The organism is Haloparvum alkalitolerans, assembly GCF_055381565.1.
Genome location: NZ_AP043938.1, coordinates 1,707,165 through 1,723,261, shown reverse-complemented (window position 1 = coordinate 1,723,261; position 16,097 = coordinate 1,707,165). Strand labels below are relative to the sequence as shown.

The following is a 16,097-nucleotide window of genomic DNA, read 5'->3' as shown; positions in this document are numbered from 1 at the left end:
GGGGTTCCGGAGGCGGTCGGCGTCGGTTCACGCCGGTCGGCGTCGGTCCACGCCGGTCGGCGCCGGCCCGCCGCCGGTCGGTATAAGGGCGCGGCGCTCCCAGACCGGTCCATGAGCGAGGACGACCTCGAGGACGCCGTCGAGACGTTCCTGACGGAGTACGAGCGCGCGAAGGGCGAGTACGAGCAGGGCTACGCCGACGCGGACGCCACGCTCGAACTGGTGGAGACCCACGTCGCGACGCTGCGCGACGCGGTCGAGGAGCGCGGGGACGGGGCGTAGCTCTCGGCGCCCGCGCGGACCGGTTCGTCGCCCCCCGCCGCGACCGCGCCGCGACCGCGCCGCGACCGCGGTCGTTTATCGGTCATTTATGAGCGCTCCCGCGCAAGCCCGGGTATGGTCTCGGAGCTGTTCGACCCCGACGCGTGGGAGGAGGTCACCGACGAGTTCGACGACGTCACCTACCACCGCGGGGTCGACGTCCCCGCCGTCCGCATCGCCTTCGACCGCCCGGACGTGCGCAACGCCTTCCGGCCCGGCACCGTCGACGAGCTGTACGCCGCGCTCGACCACGCCCGCAAGCAGGCGGACGTGGGCTGCGTCCTGCTGACCGGCAACGGCCCCTCGGAGAAGGACGGCGGCTGGGCCTTCTGCGCCGGTGGCGACCAGTCCGTCCGCGGCGGCTCCGGGTACGAGTACCGCGACGACGACGAGGCGGGCGTCGAGGACGACGACCTCGTCCGCGAGGCGCGCGCCGGCCGGCTCCACATCCTCGAGGTCCAGCGGCTGATCCGCTTCATGCCCAAGCCCGTGGTCGCGGTCGTCCCCGGCTGGGCGGTCGGCGGCGGCCACTCGCTGCACGTCGTCTGTGACCTCACGCTCGCGAGCGACGAGCACGCGAAGTTCCTCCAGACGGATCCCGACGTCGCCTCCTTCGACGGCGGCTTCGGCTCCGCGTACCTCGCCAAGCAGATCGGTCAGAAGAAGGCCCGCGAGGTGTTCTTCCGCGGCAAGACCTACTCCGCCCAGGAGGCGGTCGACATGGGCATGGCCAACGAGGCGATCCCCCACGAGGCGCTGGAGGACGTGGCCCTGGAGTGGGCCGACGAGATGACGAGCAAGTCGCCGACCGCGATGCGGATGCTGAAGTACGCCTTCAACATGACCGACGACGGCATGGTCGGCCAGCAGGTGTTCGCCGGCGAGGCCACGCGCCTCGCGTACATGACCGAGGAGGCCCAGGAGGGCCGCGACGCGTTCCTGGAGAAGCGGGACCCCGACTTCGACGACTACCCCTGGCACTACTAAACGACCTTTTTCTGCGGTCGGGTTCGCGCGGCGCAGGCGCCGCGCTCACCGCTCCCTTGAAAAATGTCGATCAAAAAGGGGCCGCGGTCGGCGCTGCGGGCGCTTCGCGCCCTCTCGCCGCCGCGGTCCCACGACCTCGACAGAAACAGCACCGCACCGCGACCGCATCAGCACCACACCGCATCAGCACGGAGATCGAGAACACCTCCCGCGACGGGAGGATGACGGACGCGACCCCGTGATGAGGTGTCACACACTTATGCTGACGCGCTCCGAAACGTCGGGTGAATGACCGATCAGGACGCGTCGATCCGCGTGCTCCACGTCGAGGACGACCCCGAGTTCGCGGAGATGGCGGGGGCGTTCCTCGAGCGCGAGGACGACCGGATCCAGGTGCGATCCGCGGCGGACGCCGAGGAGGCGCTGGAGCTGCTGTCCGCGTCCGCGTTCGACTGCGTCGTCTCGGACTACGAGATGCCCGGCCGGAACGGCATCGAGTTGCTTCGGACCGTCCGCGAGGACCACCCCGACCTGCCGTTCATCCTCTTCACCGGAAAAGGGTCCGAGGAGGTCGCCGGAGAGGCCATCTCCGCCGGCGTGACCGACTACCTCCAGAAGGGGACCGCGACCGAACAGTACGAACTCCTCGCGAACCGGATCGACAACGCCGTCGACGCCACGCAGGCGCGCCGTAAGCTGTCCGAGCGGACGCGCCGGCTGGAGACCCTGATCAGCAACCTCCCCGGGATGATCTACCGGTGCCGGAACGAGCCCGACTGGCCCATGATGACTGTGGAAGGCGAGGTGGAGGCGCTCACCGGCTACTCCGCGGCGACGCTGGAGCGGAACGAGGTCAAGTGGGGGACCGACGTGCTCCATCCGGACGACCGCGAGGAGATGTGGGCGGCGGTGCAGGACGCCCTCGACACGGACGGGAGCTTCGAGGTGACCTACCGGATCGTCACCGCCGATGGAGCGACCAGATGGGCCTGGGAGCGCGGCCGCGGCGTCTACGACGACGGCGAACTCGTCGCGCTGGAGGGGTTCATCACCGACATCACCGACCGCAAGCGGCGCGAGGAACGCCTCCAGCGGACGACCGCCCGGCTCGAGGCGCTGTTCGAGGACTCCCCGGACATGATCGACATCCACGACGTCGAGGGGAACATCCTCGACGCGAACCCCCGCCTCTGTCGGGAAACGGGGTACGACGAGGCGGAGCTCACCGAGATGACCGTCGGGGACCTCGACTGCGGGATGGATCCGACCGACGCCCGCGAGGTCTGGCGGGAGATGCCCGTCGGCGACCGGCTGGAGCTGGAGACCGCCTACGAGCGCCGCGACGGCTCGACGTTCCCGGTCGAGGTCCACGTTCGCCGGCTCGACCTCGACGGCGAGGAGCGGTTCATCGTGAACAGCCGGAACATCGCCGACCGGAAGCGGCGCGAGCGGAAACTGGAGCAGCTCCGCGAGCGGACGCGGGACCTCAACCACACGCAGTCCACGGGGGAAACGGCGCGGCTGGCCAACGCGGCCGCCGACGAGCTGATCGGCGCGCCGCTGAGCGGCGTGCACCTGCTGAACGACGCGGGGACGGCGCTCGAGCCGGTCGCCCTCGCCGACTCCGTCCCGGAGCTGTTCGACGACCCGCCCTCCTACGACCGGTCGGAGCCGGACGGGAGCCGCGCCGCGCTCGCCTGGGCGGCCTTCGAGGGCGAGGAACCGGTCTACCTGCCCGAGACCTCCGCCTCTCCCCGGCTCGTCGAGGAGACGCCCGCCGAGAGCGTCCTGTTGCACCCGATCGGCGACCGCGGCCTGTTCGTCATCTCCTCGCCCGAGGCGCACGCGTTCACCGAGACGGACCGCTTCCTGGTCGAGATCCTCGCGAACCACCTCGAGACCGCGCTCGAGCGCGTCGCGCGGGAGGAGACGCTCCGGACCCGCGAGGAGCGGCTCGGACAGCTCCACGACGCGACCAGAGACCTGATCCGGGCCGAGTCGCGGGACGCGATCGCGGACTGCGCCGTCACGGCCGCCGAGGAGATCCTCGAGTTCTCCGCGACGGTCGTCAGGCTCTACGATCCCGAGGCGAACGGCCTGGTCCCGATCGCGGAGTCGGACTCCGTGAGCGACACGCTCCCCGAGCGGGAGGTGTTCACGCCGGAGTCGGGCAGCCTCAACTGGAAGTGCTACGAAGCGGGCACGGTCGGCGTCTACGACGACATCGAGGACGGCGTGGGGGCGGTCGACCGCGGGACCGGCCTCCGGAGCCTGATGGTCCTCCCGATCGGTGACCACGGAACGATATCCGTGGGGGAGACGGAGCCGAACGCGTTCGACGCCACCGATGAGTTCCTCGCGCGCATCCTCGCGACCGCCACGGAGACGGCCTTCGACGAACTGGAGCGCGAGCACGAACTCCGACAGCACCGCGACGAGCTGAAGCGCCAGAACGAGCGGCTCGAGGAGTTCGCACACGTCGTCAGCCACGACCTCCGGAACCCCCTCACGGTTGCACAGGGGCGTCTCGACCTCGCGCTCGAGGAGACCGACAGCAGCGAACACCTCCCGCCCGTCTCGCGGGCGCTGGACCGGATGGGCGAGCTGATCGACGACCTCCTGACGCTCGCCCGGAACGGGGAAGCGGTCGGGGATCCGGAGTCGGTCGACCTCGCCGCGCTCGCCGCGGGCTGCTGGGAGAACGTCGGCGAGACGAATGCGGCCGCGTGTGTCGTCGAAACCGATCGGACGGTCCGGGCCGACCGGAGCCGGCTCCAGCAGCTCCTCGAGAACCTGATGGCCAACGCGGTCGAGCACGGGGGACCCGACGTGACGGTGACGGTCGGCGACCTGCCGGACGGCTTCTACGTCGAGGACGACGGCGCCGGCGTCCCGGAGGCGGACCGCGAGGCGGTCTTCGAGGCGGGCCACTCCACGAGTGCCGACGGCACCGGGTTCGGCCTCTCCATCGTCCAGGGGATCGCGGAGGCCCACGACTGGGGGGTCAGGCTGGTCGAGGGCGCGGCCGGCGGCGCGCGCGTCGAGGTGACCGGCGTCGAGGTGGTCGAGGCCGTGGACGACGCCGCGTAGGGCGCTCTCGCGCGAGGGTGTCCGCTCGTACGCGACCGTCCGACCCGACACTCACCGCGGGTCCCGATCACCGCGGGGCCCACTCACCGCGGGTCCCGATCACCGCGGGTCCCACTCGTGGAGCGGCTCCTCGTCCGCTTCCAGGTCCAGCTTCAACGCGTCAATGACGTGCGCGAGACCGGTGTACGTGCCAGCGATGACCGCGACGCCGACGACGGTGTCCGTTGGGTAGTGTTCCGCGAGCGCCGCGTGAAGCGCGTCGTCCGTCTCCCCGCGAACGACCGCGCGAACGTACGCCACCAGCGCGCGCTCGTCGGCGTCAAGCCCCGCGTCCGCGAGCGCGTCGGCGTCCGCGAGCGTCTCGGGGTCCTCGCACGCGAACGCGGTGACGGCGTAGATGGCCTCGTCGTCGATCCCCGCGTCGCGGGCGATGTTGACGTGCTGGTGCCACTCGTACCGGCTCCCGACCGCGGCCGCGCTCGCGAGGATGACGAGCTCGCGCTCGCGCTCGGTGAGTCCCGTCTCCGACCAGAGCGCCTCGAGATGGCCCCTGAAGCCCACGAGGACGGCGGGCGCGTTGCCCAGCGCGCGGTAGAGGTTCAGGGGCTTCCCCTGCAGGCGGGAGTTCAGCAGGTCGCGGTGCTCCGCCGGCACGTCCGCGGGGTCGACGTAGGGTACGCGAGCCATGTCCCCGCTACGACGCGCCCGATGGTAACCTTAAGGGGGCGCTCGGGCCAACCACCGCCAATGAGCACTGAGGTATCGCGGACGCGGGCGTGGGTCATGGCGGCCCGCCCGCAGACGCTCCCCGCGGCGGCCGCGCCGGTCGCGGTCGGCGTCGGCCTCGCGGTCGGTGACGGCGTGTTCGCCCCGCTGCCCGCGCTGTTCGCGTTCGTCGGGGCCGCGCTGATCCAGGTCGGGACGAACTTCGCGAACGACTACTACGACGCCGTGCAGGGCGCGGACACCGAGGACCGGGAGGGGTTCACCCGCGTCACGGCCGCGGGGATCATCGAGCCGCCGGCGGTGAAGCGGGCGATGTGGCTGACGTTCGCGGCCGCGATCCTCGTGGGGACATATCTCGTCTACGTGGGGGGCGTCCCCATCCTCGTGATCGGGCTGGTGTCCGTCGCCGCGGGCGTCGCGTACACCGGCGGCCCCTACCCCCTCGGCTACCACGGCCTCGGGGACGTGTTCGTCTTCGTCTTCTTCGGCGTCGTCGCGGTGACGGGCACCTACTACGTGCAGGCGGCAGCCCTCCTCGCGGGGCCGTTCCCCACCGGGATCCCCGAGGGGACGGTCACGCTCGCGGCCGTCGTCGCCAGCCTCCCGGTGGCGGCGATCTCCACGAACATCCTCGTGGTGAACAACGTCCGCGACCTGGAGGAGGACGCCGAGACCGGCAAGCGGACGCTCGCGGTCCGGTTCGGCTACCGCTTCTCCCGCGCCCAGTTCCTCGCCCTGCTCGCGCTCGCGTACCTGACGCCCGTCTGGTTCATACTCCGGGACGGCTACGACCTCCCGGTGCTCGCACCGCTTCTCACGCTCCCGCTCGCGGCGAGCGTGAGCCGGACGGTCCTGACCGAGACGGGCGGCGAGGCGCTCAACCCGGCGCTGGAGGCGACCGGGAAGCTGCTCGCCGCTTACGCCGGCCTGTTCGCGGTCGGGCTGGCGGTGTGAGGTGATCGCCTGATCATGCACGCACGGCGCTTCTCGCTTCCGCTCGCACGCCCGCTCGGGACCGCCCGGGGTGAGATCGCGGAGCGCGAGGGGTTCGTCGTCGGCGTCGATCCGGAGGCGGACGCGGTCCCGTCCCGCGGCGTGGGCGAGGCGACGCCGCTCCCGGGATGGACCGAGTCGCTCGCGGCGTGCGAGCGTGCGCTGGAGGCCGCGGCCGAGCGGGCGAGCCCGGACGCGAGCCCGCCCGACCTCGACGCCGAGCGCTTTTCGGACGCGCCCGCGGCGCGTCACGCGGTCTCGCTCGCACGCCTCGACGCCGACGCGCGGGCGGCAGGTGAGTCCCTCGCCGACCGCCTCGCCGCGAGTCAGGGCCTGTCCGCACCCACGGACGCGGTCCCGGTCAACGCCACCGTCGGTGACAGCGACCCGGCGACGACCGCGGCCGCGGCCCGCGAGGCGGTCGAGGCGGGGTTCCGAACGGTGAAGGTGAAAGTCGGCGCTCGCGACCTCGGTGCGGATCTCGAACGCCTGCGCGCCGTCAGAAAGACGGTCGACGACGCCGCGGAGACCGCGGGCGAGGCCGTTCCTCCTCGCGTCGCCCTCCGTGCCGACGCTAACGGCGCCTGGGACCGAGAGACGGCGGAACGCGCGCTCGCGGCGACCGCCGCTCCCGAGATCGACCTCGCGTCCGTCGAGCAACCCCTCCCGCCGGAAGACCTCGCCGGGCACGCTGCGCTCCGGGAGGGGTTCGACGTGGGCGTCGCGCTCGACGAGTCGCTGGCCGCGGCCGGTCTCGACGCGGTGCTGTCGGCGGGCGCCGCGGACGCGGTCGTGCTCAAGCCCATGGCGCTTGGGGGGCCGGACCGCGCGCTCGCGGCGGCGGTCCGCGCCCGGGACGCCGGTGTCGAACCGGTCGTCACCACGACCGTCGACGCGGTCGTCGCCCGGACCGCGGCGGTCCACGTCGCGGCGGCGATCCCCGACGTGTCCGCCTGCGGCCTCGCGACCGCGCCCCTGCTCGGCGAGGACCTGGCGCCGGACCCGGCGCCCGTGACTGACGGGGCGATCGGGGTTCCGGAGGACCCGGGCGTCGCCGGCGGCGCGTTCGACGACCTCGTGTTCTGATCGGCCGTCTCGGCCGTCCGACGGTCGCTACTCGGCCGTCCGACGGTCGCTACTCGGCCTCGTACTCCTCGTCGACGACGTGGACCGCGCCGCGCATCCCGCTCGCCTGATGGGGGGTACAGACGTAACGGTAGACGCCCGTCTCCTCGAAGGTGTGCTCGAAGGTGCTGCCGGACTCGCGGTGGGTGTCCGACTCGAAGACGCCGTTCTCCTCGGTCACGTCGTGGGTGCCGCCCTCGCCGGTCCACTCCCAGACGACCCGCGTCCCGGTCCGCACGCGGACCGCCGGGGGCGCGAAGGCCAACCCGCCGGCGGCGCCGACCGCGATGCGGATGGCGTCCTGTCCCAGCACGTTCTCGGTGCCGTCGAAGTTCCCGACGCCCGAGAACCAGTCGCCGTACAGCTCCTTGGCCTCGCCGTCTCCGCCGCCCGAACCGCCCAGACAGCCCGCGGTCGCGACCGTACCGAGACCGGCCGCGCCCGCGAGCACCCGCCGCCGCGTCGTCTCGTCCATGGGCGGCCTTGGCGGAGGGGACGGTAAAGCACCGCGCTCCGCCGGCGGGAAACGGCTATATGCCGGCCGCGAAAGGTCCGGACCATGACCGAACCCGACACCGACGCGGTGCGACTGGAGCGCGAGGGCGGGGTCGCGCGGATCGTGCTGACCGCGCCCGAGCGCCGGAACGCCCTGAGCGTGGACATGGCCCGCGGGATCGTCGACGCGGTGAACGCGGTGGAGGGGTCCGACGCGCGCGTCGTCGTGCTGGAGGGCGAGGGGCCGGCCTTCTGTGCCGGCGGCGACGTGTCGATGATGGTCGACCGGCACGAGGGCGACGAACCGCTGGCGGACGCGGTCCGCCACGTCGCCCGCGACACCGGCCGGGCGGTCCGGCGCGTCGCGGAGTGCGAGTTCCCCACCGTCGCGAAGGTCGACGGCCCCGCGTTCGGCGCGGGCGGGAACCTCGCGATCGCCTGCGACATCCAGCTCCTCTCCGAGTCCGCGTCGATCGGCTTCGGGTTCAGAAACGTCGGTCTCGCGGTCGACTCGGGGACCTCGTACCTCCTGCCGCGGCTCGTCGGCGACAACGTCGCCCGGGAGCTCGTGTTCACCGGCGAACTCGTCGCCGGCGACCGCGCGCTGGAGCTAGGACTCGCGAACCACGTCTACGCCGACGAGGCGTTCGAGGAGGAGGCCGAGTCGTTCATCGCCGGGATCGCCGAGGGGCCGAGCGTCGCCCTCCGCACCTCGAAGCGCCTGCTCAGACACGGGGCGGACGGGAGCCTCGACGCGGCCATCGAGAACGAGGCCGCCGCGCAGGCGGCGGTGCTCGACTCCGAGGACCACGCGGAGGGCGTGGCGGCGTTCACTGAGGGGCGCGAACCGGAGTTCGAGGGGCGCTGAGGGGCTGGGGGCGGCCGAGACACGCGACCGACGGAGCCGGATTTTTGGGCCCGGAGGCCACACGCTTCCCCGATGGCAGCCAGACCGCCGACCGGGGGTACCGAGGAACCGGACGCGATCGAGTTCGGGATCGCGGCGCTGGACGCCCGCCTCGACGAGACGGAGCTCCAGTTCCCCGCGACGGCCGAGGAGGTCCGCGCCGCGGTCAGGAACGCGGAGGTCCCGTACGACGCGTCGGGCCACACCGTCACGCTCGACGCCGCGCTCGCGGAGACCGACGCCGACCGGTTCGAGACGCGGACCGAACTGCTCGACGAACTGCACCCCGTCTTCGAGCGCCGGCGCCGGCGGGGCGGCGGTCCGATCGCGCGGCTGCGGGACCTGCTGCCGTTTTGAGGGCGCGGTTCACGAAGCGACCGGCCACGGCGTGTTCGCGCTCCGTTCCGTCGAGCAACACTCTTGAGGCCCGGCGCGGTTCCATCGCGTATGCAGATCAACGTCGTCGGGAGCGGCTACGTCGGGACGACGCTCGCGGCCTGCCTGGCCGAGATGGGCCACGACGTGACCGCGATCGACATCGACGAGGCGGTCGTCGCGACGCTCAACGAGGGGCGCGCGCCGATCCACGAACCGGGGCTCGACGCGCTGCTGGCCGAACACGTCGGCGACCGCCTGCGCGCGACGACGTCCTACGACGACCTCGCCGCGGCCGAGGTGACGTTCCTCGCCATCGGCACGCCCTCGCGCGCGGACGGCAGTATCGACCTCGGCGGGCTGACCGCCGCCGGGGAGATGGTCGGCGAGGCGCTGGCCGACCTCGGTCCCGACGAGCGCCACCTCGTCGTCGTCAAGAGCACCGTCACGCCGCCCGGCGTCGAGGAGGTCCGCGAGGCCGTCCTCGCGGGCGCTGGCGAGGCCGCCGACCGCGTCGGCGTCGCGACGAACCCCGAGTTCCTGCGCGAGGGGACCGCCGTCGAGGACTTCCAGCAGCCGGACAAGGTCGTCTTCGGGACGGACGGCGCCTGGGCGCTGGAGCGGTTGGAGACGGTCTACGAGCCGCTTATCGCGATCGAGGACCCCGACGTGGTCCGCACCGACCCCGCGACGGCCGTGCTGATCAAGTACGCCAACAACGCCTTCCTCGCGGCGAAGGTGTCGCTGGCGAACGACCTCGGCAACGTCTGCAAGGAGTTCGGCGTCGACGCCTACGAGGTGATGGAGGCGGTCGGCCTCGACGACCGCATCGGCGCGCGGTTCCTGCGCTCGGGAGTCGGCTGGGGCGGGAGCTGCTTCCCGAAGGACGTGGCGGCCATCACGGCGGCCGCGAAGGCGGCCGGCTACGACCCCGCGATGCTGGAGGCCGCGGTCGCGGTGAACGACCGCCAGCCGGAGCGCCTGCTCGACCTGTTGGACGACCACGTCGACGTGAGCGGGCGACGCGTCGCGGTGCTCGGACTCGCGTTCAAGCCCGGCACCGACGACGTGCGGAACTCGCGGGCGATCCCCGTCATCGAGGGCCTGCTCGCCCGCGGTGCGGAGGTGGTCGCCTACGACCCCGTCGCGACCGCGAACATGCGCGAGCAGTTCTCGGACGGCGAGGTCTCCTACGCCGACTCCGCCGCGGCGGCGCTGGAGGACGCGGCCGGCGCGGTCGTCGTCACCGACTGGGACGAGTTCGCCGCGCTCGACGACGAGTTCGACGCCATGGCCGACCCGGTCGTCGTCGACGGGCGCCGGATCGTCGAGCGCCGCGAGGGGATCACCTACGAGGGGCTGACGTGGTAGCGTGATTCGGGACTGATCGATGCGGGGACCGCGGTGATCGTGACGGCGAGCCCGTCAGCGGTCGCTGCGTCGTGACCGGTACGGAGTCGCGTTGAACGTTCCAGCCGACTCTTCCTGCGACGTGTCTGGGTTTTCTGTGACTTCTGTCGATCCTGCTGCTCGGGATGGAGACACCCAGAAAGCCCCAGCCGGCTCTCTATACGGCGCTTTTTCTGTGTCTGTTGTCGCTCCTACTGATCGGGGCGGCATCATCCAGAAATCCCCAGCCGGCTCTCTATACAGCGCTTTTTCTGTGTCTGTTGTCGCTCCTGCTGATCGGGGCGGCATCATCCAGAAAGCCCCAGTCGGCTCGACCGACCGCGCCTCGCTGCGCTCCTCGCTCTCCGCAACGCCCGCTGCGGTGCTTACGTCGTCGGGGCCGGATCGAGCCGACTGCCCCTTTCAGTCCCACCCGGCACCGCAACCGCACCGCGGCCGCAGCCTCGCACCTCCCCAGCCTCGGCGGTGGCGCGGCCGCGAACCGCAACGCACAGCAGGCGGCCGCGCCACCGCCTCCCTCGCGCGGTCGCGGCGACACGCTTCGCGGTCGCCGCGGCGCGCGCCGACAGCACAGCACCGCTCCGCAACTGCCTGTAACCGCCTGCAACCCCACAATCACCGCCATGGCACCGTAACCGCCCGCAACCGCCACAACACGGGAGTCGCAGTTCTGCCCGGGTTCCGCCTACTGGGCCACCGTGCGCGTACGACCGTTCGGCCGCCCGCTTGCACGGAGTGCAACGCCTAAATGCCCGCGTCCCAACGACGAGGTAATGAACGGGAACCGGTTCGGTCGCCTCTTTCAGGTGACCACCTACGGGGAGAGCCACGGGGACGCGATGGGCGTCACGGTGTCGGGGTGTCCCGCGGGCGTCGACCTCTCGACGGAGGCGATCCAGCGCGACCTCGACCGGCGGAAGCCGGGCCAGTCGATGATCACCACCTCGCGGGGCGAGCCCGACGCGGTCGAGATCAACTCGGGAGTCCAGGACGGCTACACCACGGGCACGCCCATCGGGATGACCATCGAGAACAAGGACGCGCGCTCGGGCAAGTACGAGCCGTACGTCACCGCGCCACGGCCCTCCCACGGCGACTACACCTACTCCGCGAAGTTCGGGACGCGCAACTGGGGCGGCGGCGGCCGGTCGTCGGCGCGCGAGACCGTGAACTGGGTCGCGGCGGGCGCGGTCGCCAAGCAGGTGCTCGAACAGTCCGACCACGACGTGCAGATAAAGGCGCACGTCAACCGCATCGGCGACGTGGAGGCCGGCGACGTGAGCTTCGAGCAGCTGCTCGCGGAGAGCGAGGAGAACGACGTGCGCTGTGCGGACCCCGAGGCGGCCGCGGAGATGCAGGAACTGGCGGAGGAGTACCAGCGGCAGGGCGACTCCATCGGCGGTTCCATCTACTTCGAGGCGCGCGGGGTCCCCCGCGGACTGGGCGCGCCGCGGTTCGACTCGTTCCCCTCGCGGCTCGGCGCGGCGCTGATGGCGGTTCCCGCGACCACCGCCTTCGAGTTCGGCCTCGGCCGTGAGGCCGCGTCGGTCCCCGGCACCGAGCGCAACGAGGACTGGGAGTTCGACGACGGGGAGTCACACCCCGAGACCGCGAGCGAGGAGGGTGACCCGGTCCCGGTCGGTAACGCCCACGGCGGGCTACAGGGCGGCATCACCACCGGCGAGCCCATCTACGGCGAGGTGACGCTCCACGCCCCCACCTCCATCCCGAGCGAGCAGACCACGGTCGACTGGGAGACGGGGGAGGCCAAGGACATCCAGGTCGTCGGCCGCCACGACCCCGTGTTGCCCCCGCGCGGGGTCCCGGTCGTGGAGGCGATGATCTACTGCACCGTCCTCGACTTCATGCTGCTCGCCGGGCGGATCAACCCGGACCGGCTGGACGGCCGACCGGGCGAGTACGACACCGACTACCACGCGGAGCGGCCGGACGGCGAGTAGGCCGGAGCGCCTTTTCGCGACGAGTCGCCGAACACCCAGAACCCACGGGCCGCCGCCGCAATTCTTGCGCGGACCGGAATCTCCCACAATCGTTCATTGTGAATCCATAGCAAGCCCTATTACGGGCGCGGCGAAACCCTGAGACACTAGGCCTACGGAGGGCCAGGCACAATATGACTACCGACGAACTCATCTGGCGAATCTCGGGGGGGTCCGGCGACGGGATCGCTTCGACAAGCCAGAACTTCGCAAAGGCCCTGATGCGGTCGGGGCTCCACGTGTTCACGCATCGGCACTATCCGTCGCGGATCCGTGGCGGCCACACCTACACGGAGATCCGCGCGTCCGCGGACGAGGTGAAGTCCCGCGGCGACGGCTACAACTTCCTCCTGGCGCTGGGCGACTCCTTCGCCCGGAACCCCTCGGAGGGTGCCGTCTACGGGAACGAGGAGATCAAGCCGCTCTCGGAGAACCTCGACGAGCTGCGCGAGGGCGGGGTCATCGTCTACGACGAGGGGCTGCTCGACGCCTCCGAGATCCCGGACTTCGAGGAGCGCGCCGAGGAGAACGACTGGCACGTCTACCCGCTCGACCTGCGGGGCCTTGCGCGGGAGCAGGGCCGCGAGGTCATGCGGAACACGGCCGGCGTCGGCGCGACCTGCGCGCTGACCGGGATGGACCTGGACCACGTCCAGGACCTCATGCGCGACGCGATGCCGGAGAAGATCCTCGAGCCGAACCTCGAGATCCTGCAGACCGCCTACGACCAGGTCCGCGAGGAGTACGACGTGGACGCCCACGACGTCTCCGTCCCGACCGGCGAGCACGACGAGGAGCAGCTCCTGATGTCCGGTTCGGACGCCATCTCCTACGGCGCCATCGACGAGGGCTGTCGGTTCATCGCCGGCTACCCCATGACGCCGTGGACCGAGGTGTTCACCATCATGACGAAGAACCTGCCCGAACTGGGCGGGATCTCCGAGCAGGTGGAAGACGAGATCGCGGCGGCCGCGCTCGCGGTCGGCGCCTCCCACGCCGGCGTGAAGGCGATGTCCGGCTCCTCGGGCGGCGGCTTCGCGCTGATGTCCGAGCCGCTCGGCCTCGCGGAGATGACCGAGACGCCGGTCGTCCTCGTGGAGGCGATGCGTGCCGGTCCCTCGACCGGGATGCCGACGAAGCCGGAGCAGTCCGACCTCGAACACGTCCTCTACACCTCGCAGGGTGACTCCCAGCGCGTCGTGCTGGCGCCCGGCACGGTGGCGGAGGCGTACGAGCAGTCGCGGCTCGCGTTCAGGCTCGCCTACGAGTACCAGATCCCGACGATCCTGCTGTACGACCAGAAGCTCGGCGGCGAGCTCGTCAACGTCCCGAAGAGCCACTTCGACCGCGAGCCCAACCCGACGCTCGGGAAGACGCTCTCGGAGGACCTGCTGGCGGAGCAGCCCCACAGCGAGGACGGCAAGTTCCACCGCTTCCAGCACGAGGCGGAGGACGGCGTCTCCCCGCGGTCCGTCCCGGGCCAGAAGGGCGGCCGCTACCTCGCGACGGGCAACGAGCACGACCCCACGGGCCACATCGCGGAGAGCCCGGACAACCGCGTCGCGCAGATCGACCGCCGCACGCAGAAGCTGGAGGCGATCCGCGCGGACCTGGACACCGAGTCCACGCAGGCGTATCACGGCCCCGACGAGGCCACGTACGGCATCATGACGTTCGGCAGCCAGCAGGGCACCGTCGAGGAGGCCGTCGACCGGCTCAACGAGGCCGGTCACTCGGTCAAGTCGCTCGGCGTCTCGGACATGCTGCCGTTCCCGACCGACGAGGTCGCCGCGTTCATCGAGAGCGTCGACGAGGTGCTCGTCGTGGAGATGACCGCTTCCGGACAGTTCCGCGGGCTCGTCCAGAAGAACCTCGGCCGCTACGGAGAGCAGCTGTCGAGCCTGCTGAAGTACAACGGGAACCCCTTCGAGCCCGGCGAGGTCGTCGACGGGTTCGAGCGCGTCGTCGTCGACGGCGACGCGGAGATCCCCGGCAACGAGACCACCTTCGTCCCCGCGGCAGGTGACTAACCCATGAGCGCATTCTCAGCAATCGGCGAGGAGCGAGAGGTCGACCGCGACGAGTACACCCCGAGCGTCGAACCGCAGCCCACGTGGTGTCCGGGCTGTGGCGACTTCAGCGTCCTCAAGTCGCTGAAGCAGGCGCTCCCGGAGGTCGGGCGCTCCCCCGAGGAGACCCTGCTCGTCACCGGGATCGGCTGTTCCGGCAAGCTGAACAGCTACCTCGACTCCTACGGCTTCCACACGATCCACGGCCGCTCGCTGCCCGTCGCTCGGGCGGCGAAGCTCGCCAACCCGGACCTCGAAGTGATCGCGGCCGGCGGCGACGGCGACGGCTACGGGATCGGCGGGAACCACTTCATCCACACGGCTCGCGAGAACCACGACATGACCTACATCGTGTTCAACAACGAGATCTTCGGCCTCACCAAGGGCCAGACCTCGCCCACGAGCCCGAAGGGTCACAAGTCGAAGACGCAGCCGCACGGCAGCGCCAAGGAGCCGATCAAGCCGCTCTCGATGTCGCTGAACGCCGGCGCCTCCTACGTCGCCCGCACGGCGGCGGTCAACCCCAACCAGGCGAAGGAGATCCTGCAGGAAGCGATGGAGCACGACGGCTTCGCGCACGTCGACTTCCTCACCCAGTGTCCGACCTGGAACAAGGACGCGCGCCAGTACGTCCCCTACATCGACGTCAACGAGTCCGACGACTACGACTTCGACAAGACCGACAAGGTCGAAGCCGCCGAGATGATGCGGCAGACGGAGGAGGCGCTCTACGAGGGCGAGGTCCTCACCGGACGCTTCTACGTCGACGAGGACCGCCCCTCCTACCAGCAGGAGAAGCAGTCCATCGGCGAGATGCCGGAGGAGCCGCTCGCGGAGCGCTACTGGGACGACGACTACGACTGGGAGCGCTCGTACGACCGCTTCCTCGACAAGCACGCCTGAGGCGACTGACTCGCGCGGTCGCCTCGTCGACCGCCTCACCGCCCCGCCACCGGACGCGATCCGGGGCGAAACGTCCGCGGTTCGCGGGAGAACCGCACGATGACGGCGCGGTCGGCTGGCGTTTTTCGCGTCGCGCAACCCGTTTTCGGGTTCGCAAGGTATTTTTTCCGTGGCGACAAAGTTCCAGGCATGAGTACCGTGTCGACGGAGGAGCGCATCCTCTCCGTGTTGGAGCAGGACGCTCAGGCCTCCTACGCCGAGATAGCCGACCGCGCGGACGTCTCGAAGCCGACCGTTCGCAAGTACATCCGCAAGTTGGAAGAGGAGGGCGTCATCGTCGGATACTCGGCCGACGTCGACCCCAAGAAGCTCTCCGGGCAGTCCATCGCGCTGGTGGGGATGGACGTGGACAGCGGCCAGTACGTCGAAGCGACGCGCGCGATCAAGGACCTCGAGGAGGTGGAAGCGCTGTACACCTCCTCGGGCGACCACATGCTGATGGCGGAGGTCCGTGCGGGTGACGGCGACGAACTCGGCGACGTGATAAGCGAGAAACTGTTGACCATCGACGGCGTCACCGCCGCGCATCCCTCTTTCCTCCAGGAACGACTGAAGTAGAAGCGGCGACCGACTCGGCGGCGTCCCGGTCGGCTCGGCGCGGCCCGACTAACCGGGCCGACTCGACGCGGCCCGCGC

The 16,097-nt window shown here is 70.9% G+C and carries 14 protein-coding genes; 12 read left to right on the top strand and 2 right to left on the bottom strand.

Annotated features, from left to right (window positions below; genetic code table 11):
• Window positions 1-111: 111 nt before the first annotated feature.
• The 3 genes from ACZ432_RS10960 (at window position 112) to ACZ432_RS10950 (ending at window position 4,398) form a co-directional block, all read left to right on the top strand.
• The gene (locus tag ACZ432_RS10960) at window positions 112-282 is read left to right on the top strand and encodes a hypothetical protein (protein ID WP_426962377.1); all 171 of its coding nucleotides are present in this window, start codon (window positions 112-114) and stop codon (window positions 280-282) included.
• Window positions 283-396: 114 nt separating this feature from the next.
• Window positions 397-1,308 carry a 1,4-dihydroxy-2-naphthoyl-CoA synthase gene (locus ACZ432_RS10955; protein ID WP_426962378.1) on the top strand — a complete coding sequence of 304 codons (912 nt, stop codon included), beginning with the start codon at window positions 397-399 and terminating at the stop codon, window positions 1,306-1,308.
• A gap of 288 nt (window positions 1,309-1,596) precedes the next feature.
• Window positions 1,597-4,398: a sensor histidine kinase gene (locus ACZ432_RS10950; RefSeq protein WP_426962379.1), complete on the top strand. Its 2,802-nt coding sequence runs from the start codon at window positions 1,597-1,599 to the stop codon at window positions 4,396-4,398.
• A 99-nt stretch (window positions 4,399-4,497) separates the two neighbouring features.
• Here ACZ432_RS10950 and ACZ432_RS10945 read toward each other — a convergent pair whose 3' ends face one another.
• Window positions 4,498-5,085 carry a carboxymuconolactone decarboxylase family protein gene (locus tag ACZ432_RS10945; protein ID WP_426962380.1) on the bottom strand — a complete coding sequence of 196 codons (588 nt, stop codon included), beginning with the start codon at window positions 5,083-5,085 and terminating at the stop codon, window positions 4,498-4,500.
• 60 nt (window positions 5,086-5,145) lie between these two features.
• Here ACZ432_RS10945 and ACZ432_RS10940 point away from each other — a divergent pair, with 60 nt between their 5' ends.
• The gene (locus tag ACZ432_RS10940; protein ID WP_426962381.1) at window positions 5,146-6,078 is read left to right on the top strand and encodes a 1,4-dihydroxy-2-naphthoate polyprenyltransferase; all 933 of its coding nucleotides are present in this window, start codon (window positions 5,146-5,148) and stop codon (window positions 6,076-6,078) included.
• Window positions 6,079-6,093: 15 nt separating this feature from the next.
• Window positions 6,094-7,203 carry a mandelate racemase/muconate lactonizing enzyme family protein gene (locus tag ACZ432_RS10935; RefSeq protein ID WP_426962382.1) on the top strand — a complete coding sequence of 370 codons (1,110 nt, stop codon included), beginning with the start codon at window positions 6,094-6,096 and terminating at the stop codon, window positions 7,201-7,203.
• 49 nt (window positions 7,204-7,252) lie between these two features.
• Here ACZ432_RS10935 and ACZ432_RS10930 read toward each other — a convergent pair whose 3' ends face one another.
• Window positions 7,253-7,717 (bottom strand): halocyanin domain-containing protein, encoded by a 465-nt coding sequence (locus ACZ432_RS10930; protein WP_426962383.1) that lies wholly within the window; start codon window positions 7,715-7,717, stop codon window positions 7,253-7,255.
• A gap of 84 nt (window positions 7,718-7,801) precedes the next feature.
• On the opposite strand from ACZ432_RS10930, the gene ACZ432_RS10925 reads away from it, so the two are divergent.
• From ACZ432_RS10925 to lrpA1, 7 genes are all read left to right on the top strand, one after another.
• Window positions 7,802-8,605: an enoyl-CoA hydratase/isomerase family protein gene (locus ACZ432_RS10925; RefSeq protein WP_426962384.1), complete on the top strand. Its 804-nt coding sequence runs from the start codon at window positions 7,802-7,804 to the stop codon at window positions 8,603-8,605.
• A 72-nt stretch (window positions 8,606-8,677) separates the two neighbouring features.
• Window positions 8,678-9,001 carry a DUF5789 family protein gene (locus ACZ432_RS10920; protein ID WP_426962385.1) on the top strand — a complete coding sequence of 108 codons (324 nt, stop codon included), beginning with the start codon at window positions 8,678-8,680 and terminating at the stop codon, window positions 8,999-9,001.
• A 90-nt stretch (window positions 9,002-9,091) separates the two neighbouring features.
• Complete coding sequence (gene aglM / locus ACZ432_RS10915; RefSeq protein ID WP_426962386.1) at window positions 9,092-10,390, top strand: UDP-glucose 6-dehydrogenase AglM; 1,299 nt, start codon at window positions 9,092-9,094, stop codon at window positions 10,388-10,390.
• 812 nt (window positions 10,391-11,202) lie between these two features.
• Window positions 11,203-12,390 carry a chorismate synthase gene (gene aroC / locus ACZ432_RS10910; RefSeq protein WP_426962387.1) on the top strand — a complete coding sequence of 396 codons (1,188 nt, stop codon included), beginning with the start codon at window positions 11,203-11,205 and terminating at the stop codon, window positions 12,388-12,390.
• Window positions 12,391-12,563: 173 nt separating this feature from the next.
• Window positions 12,564-14,459: a 2-oxoacid:acceptor oxidoreductase subunit alpha gene (locus ACZ432_RS10905; protein ID WP_426962388.1), complete on the top strand. Its 1,896-nt coding sequence runs from the start codon at window positions 12,564-12,566 to the stop codon at window positions 14,457-14,459.
• Between the two features lie 3 nt (window positions 14,460-14,462).
• Window positions 14,463-15,401, top strand: a complete 939-nt coding sequence (locus ACZ432_RS10900) for a thiamine pyrophosphate-dependent enzyme (RefSeq protein ID WP_426962389.1) — start codon at window positions 14,463-14,465, stop codon at window positions 15,399-15,401.
• 189 nt (window positions 15,402-15,590) lie between these two features.
• Window positions 15,591-16,019, top strand: a complete 429-nt coding sequence (gene lrpA1 / locus ACZ432_RS10895; RefSeq protein ID WP_426962390.1) for an HTH-type transcriptional regulator LrpA1 — start codon at window positions 15,591-15,593, stop codon at window positions 16,017-16,019.
• The last annotated feature ends 78 nt before the right edge of the window (window positions 16,020-16,097 follow it).

Excerpts from the sequence above, each read along its gene's own strand:
- lrpA1 (WP_426962390.1), top strand. The coding sequence starts at position 15,591 with ATGAGTACCGTGTCGACGGAGGAGCGCATCCTCTCCGTGTTGGAGCAG.
- ACZ432_RS10935 (WP_426962382.1), top strand. The coding sequence starts at position 6,094 with ATGCACGCACGGCGCTTCTCGCTTCCGCTCGCACGCCCGCTCGGGACC.
- ACZ432_RS10905 (WP_426962388.1), top strand. The coding sequence starts at position 12,564 with ATGACTACCGACGAACTCATCTGGCGAATCTCGGGGGGGTCCGGCGAC.
- ACZ432_RS10960 (WP_426962377.1), top strand. The coding sequence starts at position 112 with ATGAGCGAGGACGACCTCGAGGACGCCGTCGAGACGTTCCTGACGGAG.
- aroC (WP_426962387.1), top strand. The coding sequence starts at position 11,203 with ATGAACGGGAACCGGTTCGGTCGCCTCTTTCAGGTGACCACCTACGGG.
- ACZ432_RS10930 (WP_426962383.1), bottom strand. The coding sequence starts at position 7,717 with ATGGACGAGACGACGCGGCGGCGGGTGCTCGCGGGCGCGGCCGGTCTC.
- ACZ432_RS10945 (WP_426962380.1), bottom strand. The coding sequence starts at position 5,085 with ATGGCTCGCGTACCCTACGTCGACCCCGCGGACGTGCCGGCGGAGCAC.
- aglM (WP_426962386.1), top strand. The coding sequence starts at position 9,092 with ATGCAGATCAACGTCGTCGGGAGCGGCTACGTCGGGACGACGCTCGCG.
- ACZ432_RS10925 (WP_426962384.1), top strand. The coding sequence starts at position 7,802 with ATGACCGAACCCGACACCGACGCGGTGCGACTGGAGCGCGAGGGCGGG.
- ACZ432_RS10955 (WP_426962378.1), top strand. The coding sequence starts at position 397 with ATGGTCTCGGAGCTGTTCGACCCCGACGCGTGGGAGGAGGTCACCGAC.
- ACZ432_RS10950 (WP_426962379.1), top strand. The coding sequence starts at position 1,597 with ATGACCGATCAGGACGCGTCGATCCGCGTGCTCCACGTCGAGGACGAC.
- ACZ432_RS10900 (WP_426962389.1), top strand. The coding sequence starts at position 14,463 with ATGAGCGCATTCTCAGCAATCGGCGAGGAGCGAGAGGTCGACCGCGAC.
- ACZ432_RS10920 (WP_426962385.1), top strand. The coding sequence starts at position 8,678 with ATGGCAGCCAGACCGCCGACCGGGGGTACCGAGGAACCGGACGCGATC.
- ACZ432_RS10940 (WP_426962381.1), top strand. The coding sequence starts at position 5,146 with ATGAGCACTGAGGTATCGCGGACGCGGGCGTGGGTCATGGCGGCCCGC.